This window comes from Corynebacterium sp., assembly GCF_030826625.1.
Taxonomy (GTDB): domain Bacteria; phylum Actinomycetota; class Actinomycetes; order Mycobacteriales; family Mycobacteriaceae; genus Corynebacterium.
Window position 1 is genome coordinate 20351 of record NZ_JAPJNQ010000024.1, and the last position, 6796, is coordinate 27146.

General features: G+C 55.8%; 7 protein-coding genes. 1 reads left to right on the forward strand and 6 read right to left on the reverse strand.

From position 1 onward, the window contains the following. Positions 1-14: 14 nt before the first annotated feature. Complete coding sequence (gene truB, locus RCH87_RS04580; protein WP_306515552.1) at positions 15-983, forward strand: tRNA pseudouridine(55) synthase TruB; 969 nt, start codon at positions 15-17, stop codon at positions 981-983. On the opposite strand, the gene RCH87_RS04585 is transcribed toward truB, so the two are convergent. From RCH87_RS04585 to infB, 6 genes are all read right to left on the reverse strand, one after another. Next, entirely contained in the window at positions 980-1645 is a 666-nt protein-coding gene (locus RCH87_RS04585) for a 4'-phosphopantetheinyl transferase (RefSeq protein WP_306515553.1), read from the reverse strand. The genes truB and RCH87_RS04585 overlap by 4 nt on opposite strands. Continuing rightward, positions 1638-2525, reverse strand: a complete 888-nt coding sequence (locus tag RCH87_RS04590; protein ID WP_306515554.1) for a metallophosphoesterase — start codon at positions 2523-2525, stop codon at positions 1638-1640. The genes RCH87_RS04585 and RCH87_RS04590 overlap by 8 nt, the downstream gene beginning before the upstream one ends. 59 nt (positions 2526-2584) lie before the next feature. Beyond that, positions 2585-3973 (reverse strand): MATE family efflux transporter, encoded by a 1389-nt coding sequence (locus RCH87_RS04595; protein ID WP_306515555.1) that lies wholly within the window; start codon positions 3971-3973, stop codon positions 2585-2587. A gap of 8 nt (positions 3974-3981) precedes the next feature. Further along, positions 3982-4947: a bifunctional oligoribonuclease/PAP phosphatase NrnA gene (locus RCH87_RS04600; RefSeq protein ID WP_306515556.1), complete on the reverse strand. Its 966-nt coding sequence runs from the start codon at positions 4945-4947 to the stop codon at positions 3982-3984. Then, positions 4947-5378: a 30S ribosome-binding factor RbfA gene (gene rbfA, locus RCH87_RS04605; protein WP_306515557.1), complete on the reverse strand. Its 432-nt coding sequence runs from the start codon at positions 5376-5378 to the stop codon at positions 4947-4949. The genes RCH87_RS04600 and rbfA overlap by 1 nt, the downstream gene beginning before the upstream one ends. A gap of 163 nt (positions 5379-5541) precedes the next feature. Next, on the reverse strand, positions 5542-6796 hold a 1255-nt coding region (gene infB, locus RCH87_RS04610), incomplete at its 5' end, for a translation initiation factor IF-2 (RefSeq protein WP_306515558.1).

The window sequence follows — 6796 nt, forward strand, 5'->3', positions numbered from 1 at the left end:
ATAGACTGACTGCTATGAATTCTGCTTCGAATTATTCGCAGCCCGACCCATTGGAAGGCTCCGGTATCGTCGTCGTCGACAAGCCTGCGGGCATGACCTCGCATGACGTCGTCGGCAAGCTTCGCCGCATTTTTCGCACGAAAAAAGTTGGCCATGCGGGAACCCTCGACCCGATGGCCACTGGCGTGCTAGTAGCAGGCCTTGAACGGGGCACGAAATTCCTGGCACACATGGTTGCTGCCACCAAAACCTACCAAGCCACGATACGGCTCGGCGCAGCCACCAGCACGGATGATGCTGAAGGCGAACTACTCTCCCCCGCAAGCGTATTTCCGGATAGCACCAAGACAGACATCACGGCTCGCTTGACAGCACTGACCGACGAACAGATCTCGGCCGCGTGTGCTGCCTGGACCGGCACCGTTGAACAAATCCCCGCGAAGGTCTCGGCAATCAAGATCAACGGCAAACGCGCCCACCAGCGAGTGCGTGAAGGCGAAGAAGTAGAGATCCCGGCTCGCAGCGTCACCATCGAGCAATTCGATATTCACGATATCCGCCGCATCTTTGAACACGATGGCAAGCAATTTATTGACATCGATTGCACGGTGTCTTGTTCTTCAGGCACCTATATTCGTTCGCTAGCGCGCGACATCGGCCTAGACCTTGGAGTCGGCGGGCACCTCACTGCATTACGACGGACTCAGGTTGGCCCGTACACGCTCGCCGATGCTGCCAGCCTCGAAGAACTCGCAGAACAAGCAGCTTTAAGCCTGGGATTAGATGAAGCGCTGCTCCGCAGCTACCCGAAATGGCAGATCAGCGAAGACCAAGCACTGGATTTGAGTATGGGCAAACGATTACCAGCCCAAGGTTTAGACGGTGTGCATGCAGCAACCGCTCCTGATGGCAGAGTAATCGCACTGGTCAAAGAATCTAAAGAAATTCAGACCGTCTTCGTCGCCCGGCCCAGTACACTCTAAGCCTCCGCTGGCACCACTGCGGCAGTGAGAACGAAGCCGCCGTCAATAGCCCAGCGACCGCTAATGAATGGCACCGGGGTGGGCCTTACCAACAGATAGGCGATGAAGGTTCCATCTTCTCGCAGGTCTACTTCGGCCTGCTCAAACCCCAACCAACGCTGCGTCATCGGAAACCACGTCTTGTACACCGCCTCTTTCGCGCAAAAGATAATGCGATCAGCATACGGAATTCCCGCTGATCGTAATCGCTGAATCTGCGGTTTTTCCGAATCGCGCAAAATCAAATCCACGATATCGACGGGAAGTTTCTGCGCCGGTTCAATATCAATACCGAGGCTGCGTATCTGATCTACCGGCGCCACCGCTGCCGCCCGCATACCGGAAGTGTGCGACATCGAGCCGCAATACCCATCCGGCCACAACGGCATGCCCCGGTTACCGCGCAGAATCGGTTGGGTTCCGCAATATCCTAATTGCGCCAGCGCTTGATGCGCGCACCATCGCGCATCACCGAATTCAGCCTTGCGCTTTTCCACCGAATGCGAGACGACGGTCTGCTCCAACGGATGCAAACTCCGAAAATTCACCAGGTCGCCATCATCAGTGCTGCGTACAGAGACCATGCGAGCAGATTCCGGTAACAAAAAATCATGACTAGACATGATTAGCCCCTCCCAGTCCTTGGCTCGCCTTCCTTGCTACCGTCCGGCCATCACGACCGTCGACTAGCTCTAAGATCGGACATGGCCAAACCCGTTGCTCATCGTGTCGCGCCCATTCTCGCGGGTATCCCAGCGATACTTCGTGGTGGACGATACCGTCGAGCTCGTATTCGCCCGGCATATGCAAGTGTCCGTAGACCACTGCTTTCGCGTTATATCGTCGCGGCCAATGCCGCGTATGGCGGGTACCGCACCACAACGCGATCTCTGGCAATGCCATCTCCAGCGTCGGCTCTTGAACCAACGGCCAATGATTCACCAACACCGTGGGCCCGGATACCCGTGACAAACGTGTGATGGAATAGGCCAAACGATCCCAGCACCAAGCACGAATATCGGCAAATGGCGCGATCGCGATCTCATCGGTCATCATGACGTTTTTCCGTGCGGCGGCATCCAGAGCGGCTTCAACTGTCATGCCGGAAGGTCGAAAACTGTAATCGTAGAGCGTAAACAACGGCACAATCGTGGTATCACCAAAAACCGGAAAACTATCTTCCGGAGTAATCACGTCGATCTCTCGGCACATCTGCACCAACGCATCATATTTCGCGCGGCCCACATGAGTCTCCGCCGAACGACAAAAAAGTTCGTGATTGCCAGGAACCCAAATGAGCTGAGCGAAACGACCACGCAATTCGCTGAGAATCGCAGAAATCAACTCGAATTGTTCCGCAACATCACCCGCTACCAATAGCCAATCCTCTGGGTGCCTCGGGACGATCTCGGCTACACGTTGCCGGTTTGCCCTCACCGCAGCATGCAGATCTGCCACGGCCCACAGCGTCGGTGGGAACTCAATTATCGATTCTCCCTGCATGTCAGGGGTGTTCCTCGCCTCGCTGCTGATCACTTGCTTCTTTAGCTCCTGGCCTATCATCAATCGGTCACCGCCCACTTCATCGACTGGAAACGATAAACCACGGCGAGCGTACGCAAGGCAATAAATGCCAACAAACCGCACCAAATTCCTGTTAATCCACCGTCGACAAGATAGGCGAACCAGACCCCAGGTAAGAACCCGAGAACCACCGAAGCGATCGTGATCGTGCGCAAAAATGCAACATCACCAGCACCAAGCAAAACGCCGTCAAATGCAAACAGCACACCGCCCAAGACGATCATAGAAACCAGCAACCACCACGGCGTCGCGATCGCTTCCAGCACACCGGGATCATCGGTGAATACCCGCGGAATCCAGCCAGAGAAAATAACAAAGATGACTGCCAGACCGAGGGCAAAAATTGTCGAGTACCAGGTGATTCGCAAACCTGCACTCCGTGCCTTCGCAACGGTTTTGCTACCCAATGCAGCACCAATCAAAGCCTGGGCTGCAATCGCTAAAGAATCAAGCACCAGGGTCAAGAAATTCCACAGCTGCAGCATAATTTGGTGCGCGGCAAGCGCGTGCGTGCCAAAACGAGCAGCAACCCCGGCGGCAGACAAAAAAGCCACTTGAAATGCTAAGGAACGCAAAATCAGATCGCGCCCCAGCACCAACTGGCGGATAATCACCCGAGAGCGCGGTGCCCAGCTGCCATCATGTGCACGCAACAAACACACCACAAAACAGGTTGCCGTCAAGCCCATCCCGAACACATTTGCCCACGCAGAACCCACGAGGCCGAACGAAGAGACTAAAAACGGCAAAGTAATCGCGCCGGGAATCACACCAGCGAGGGTGAAATAAAACGGCCAGCGCGTATTTTGGATACCACGCATCCAGCCGTTGCCAGCCATAATTACCAATGTGAGTGGGATGGCGAGTGCAGAAACATGCAGCCAGCTCGCCGTCGCTGATGCTACCTGAGGGTCACCGGTCAACCATTGCGCGATCGTAGTGCCGAATATCCACAAAACTGTCGCCAACAAGCCGCCGACAGCCAGCGCCACCCAGGTTGCTTGCACGCCCTCAGCAATGGCGGATGATTTTTTGCCCTGCCCATAAAGGCGCGAAGCTCGCGCAGTGGTGCCATAAGACAAAAACGTCAACTGGGTGGTCAGCATCGACTGCACGGTTGCACCAGCGCCCAGAGCTGCTAATTCAAAACTTCCCAGCCTGCCGACGATGGCAGTATCCAGCAGCAGATACAACGGCATCGCCGCCAAAACCCCAAGCGCAGGCAACGCGAGACCGAAAATCGTGCGGGCGTTAATTTCAGCATGCGGGGCGTCTGTGCGCTCGTCATCAGTGTGCCGGTCATCTGTGTGCTCGGTAGTAGCGTCAGCACCGCTGCTCTCATTGTCATTTTTAGACGGCGTAGTCATAGGCGTGGTTATAGACCTTCGCGTTGAATAGCATCGAGTAGTTCTGTGATCACTTCTTCCTGCGATCCCTGGGCAGAATACCCTGCTGCAGGCACATGGCCACCGCCGCCGAGTCGCATTGCGATAGCCGAACAATCGAGCTCGCGGGATCGCAACGAGACATTCCAGTACTGCGGGCCCATTTCTTTGCACACCACACCTAGGTTGGTACCATCCAGCGAGCGCACAAAATCCACCAATTTTTCTATTGCTGATTGGCTATGCGCAGTAATGATCCGGTGTGGTACTTGCAAAATCGCCATCGTCACCGAGCCTGTGGATTTGATCTGCAAGTTCGACAACACCTCACCCGTCATCTGTAAATCTTCCGGCGCTGTGAGGTCGACTAAATCTATCGCGATCTTTTTCGGGTCTAAGCCGAAATCCATGAGCTCAGCAGCCAGGGTATGCATAGCACTGCTGCCCCACCGGAAACTTCCGGTGTCTGTCATCAACCCCGCATACAAACCATGGGCAATCGCTCTATCTAGCGTGATTTCTAAATGCTGGAAAAGCTCATGAATAACCACCGTGGTCGACTCTCTGCTGGGGTCAACCAAGTTAAGCTCACCATAACCAGGATTAGTGTCATGGTGGTCGATATTGATGCTGGTTCCAGCGAAAGCCTGGTAGCTTGCCGCCGCCGCACCTGTACGCGACAGCGAACCACAATCAACGCTGATGATGGCGTCGGCAACAGGAAGTTCGGCGATGCCGTCGAAAAGCTCAACGTTTTCGGAATACGGTATCGACAGCAGATTGTCCGGTATCTCTCTATTCTGGCCCACGAAAATACGCGAGCCGATACCAAGCTGTTTTAAGCCCAGGGCAAGCGCACAAGCTGAACCGATGGCATCAGCATCGGGGTTGATGTGCGTCAGGATTATCACCTGACGGGCCTGCTTGATTGCGCTAGCCACCTGGGAATAAGTCATTACTCAGAATCCTTATATGGGTCGTCTTCCCCAGCTGGGCGTGCTTGTTCGCGCAAGCGTGCGAGTTCTTCATCACGCGCGCGGGCTTTGGCCAGTAGATCCTCCATGTGCGCGGAGGCTTGCGGTACCTCGTCGTAAGCGAACTCGAGGGTGGGAGTAAAGCGAACCGAAAGCACGTCGCCAACGATTTTGCGTAATTGACCACGGTGCCGTGCGAGTGCTTCTGCCGCCTGCTCAAGGTCCGGTTCTTCGTTAATTTCGCGCCCGCGCGCCGTGTAATAGACCGTCGCGTTGTGCAGATCCCCAGTCACGCGAGTATCGGTGACGGTAATCAATTCTAGACGACGGTCTTTGATCTGGTGTTCGAGAGCATTCGCAACGATTTCTTGGATTCGCTTCGCGATCCGTCCTGTACGTGCGTTGTCGGCCATGATGGTTTCACCTTTCATCGAATGTTGTTGTCGCCATTTTAGCGCAGACGAAAGCACCCACCCGGTGTCCCTTCGGACTCATCGGGTGGGTGCTCGTCGTCGATTTCGTGAACCGGCGGCCACGCGCCGCGGCTAGCTGGTCACACGCCGCGGCTAACGAATGCTAATCGCGTGGTACCTCGACTTCTTCGTAGGCTTGGATGATGTCGCCCACGGCAATGTCTGGGTAGGACAGCGTCATACCGCACTCGTAACCGGCCTTGATCTCGGTCATATCGTCTTTTTCGTGACGCAAAGACTCAATCGTGGCGTTCGGCGCGATGACGTTGCCGTCGCGCAGGATGCGGGCCTTGCCGTTGCGCTTGACCGAGCCTTCGTTGACCATACAACCTGCAATGAGACCGACAGCCGACGACTTGAACAGCGCACGGATCTCAGCTTCACCAGTGTCGCGCTCTTCGTAGATCGGTTTGAGCATGCCCTTGAGGGCTTGCTCGATCTCTTCGATGGCACGGTAAATGACCGTGTAGTAGCGAATATCCACGCCCTCTTGGTTGGCAGCTTCGGTAGCTTTGCCTTCCGCGCGAACGTTGAAGGCCACGATAACGGCATCCGAGGCTGCAGCCAGCGAGACATTCGTCTGCGTTACCGCACCAACACCGCGGTCGATGATGTTCAGCTCGACCTCGTCGTCGATCTCGATCTGCAGCAAGGCATCTTCCAAGGCTTCGACAGAACCGGCGTTGTCGCCCTTCAAGATCAGGTTCAGCGTGCTGGTTTCCTGCAGAACCTTGTCCAGGTCTTCCAGGGAGACACGCTTCTTGGTCTTAGCTTGCAGGGCCGAACGACGGCGGGCATCGCGCTGCGCGGCGATCTGTCGTGCAACGCGGTCGTCTTCGACCACGAGCAGGGAGTCACCAGCGCCAGGCACGCCGTTGAGGCCTTGTACCTGAACTGGACGGGATGGACCAGCTTCTTCAACATCATTGCCGAATTCGTCGACCATACGACGCACACGACCGTGCGCATCGCCGACCACAATCGAGTCTCCGACGTGCAAAGTACCGCGCTGGACGATGACTGTCGCCACCGGTCCACGACCACGGTCCAGGTTCGCTTCGATTGCCAAGCCTTGAGCATTCATGTCTGGGTTGGCGGTCAGTTCCAAAGCTGCATCTGCAGTCAGCACAACAGCTTCCAGCAGCTCATCGATGTTGGTTCCCTGGCGTGCAGAGATATCGATGAACATGGTGTCGCCACCATATTCTTCTGGAATCAAGCCGTACTCAGTCAGCTGACCGCGGATCTTGTCTGGCTGTGCTTCAGGCTTATCAATCTTGTTGACGGCAACGACAACCGGGATATCGGCTGCTTTGGCGTGGTTGATCGCCTCGATCGTCTGTGGCATGACCCCGTCG

Bases quoted from the DNA above. Each gene is read 5' to 3' on its own strand.
- truB (WP_306515552.1), top strand. From the start codon at position 15: ATGAATTCTGCTTCGAATTATTCGCAGCCCGACCCATTGGAAGGCTCC.
- rbfA (WP_306515557.1), bottom strand. From the start codon at position 5,378: ATGGCCGACAACGCACGTACAGGACGGATCGCGAAGCGAATCCAAGAA.
- RCH87_RS04595 (WP_306515555.1), bottom strand. From the start codon at position 3,973: ATGACTACGCCGTCTAAAAATGACAATGAGAGCAGCGGTGCTGACGCT.
- RCH87_RS04585 (WP_306515553.1), bottom strand. From the start codon at position 1,645: ATGTCTAGTCATGATTTTTTGTTACCGGAATCTGCTCGCATGGTCTCT.
- RCH87_RS04600 (WP_306515556.1), bottom strand. From the start codon at position 4,947: ATGACTTATTCCCAGGTGGCTAGCGCAATCAAGCAGGCCCGTCAGGTG.
- RCH87_RS04590 (WP_306515554.1), bottom strand. From the start codon at position 2,525: ATGCAGGGAGAATCGATAATTGAGTTCCCACCGACGCTGTGGGCCGTG.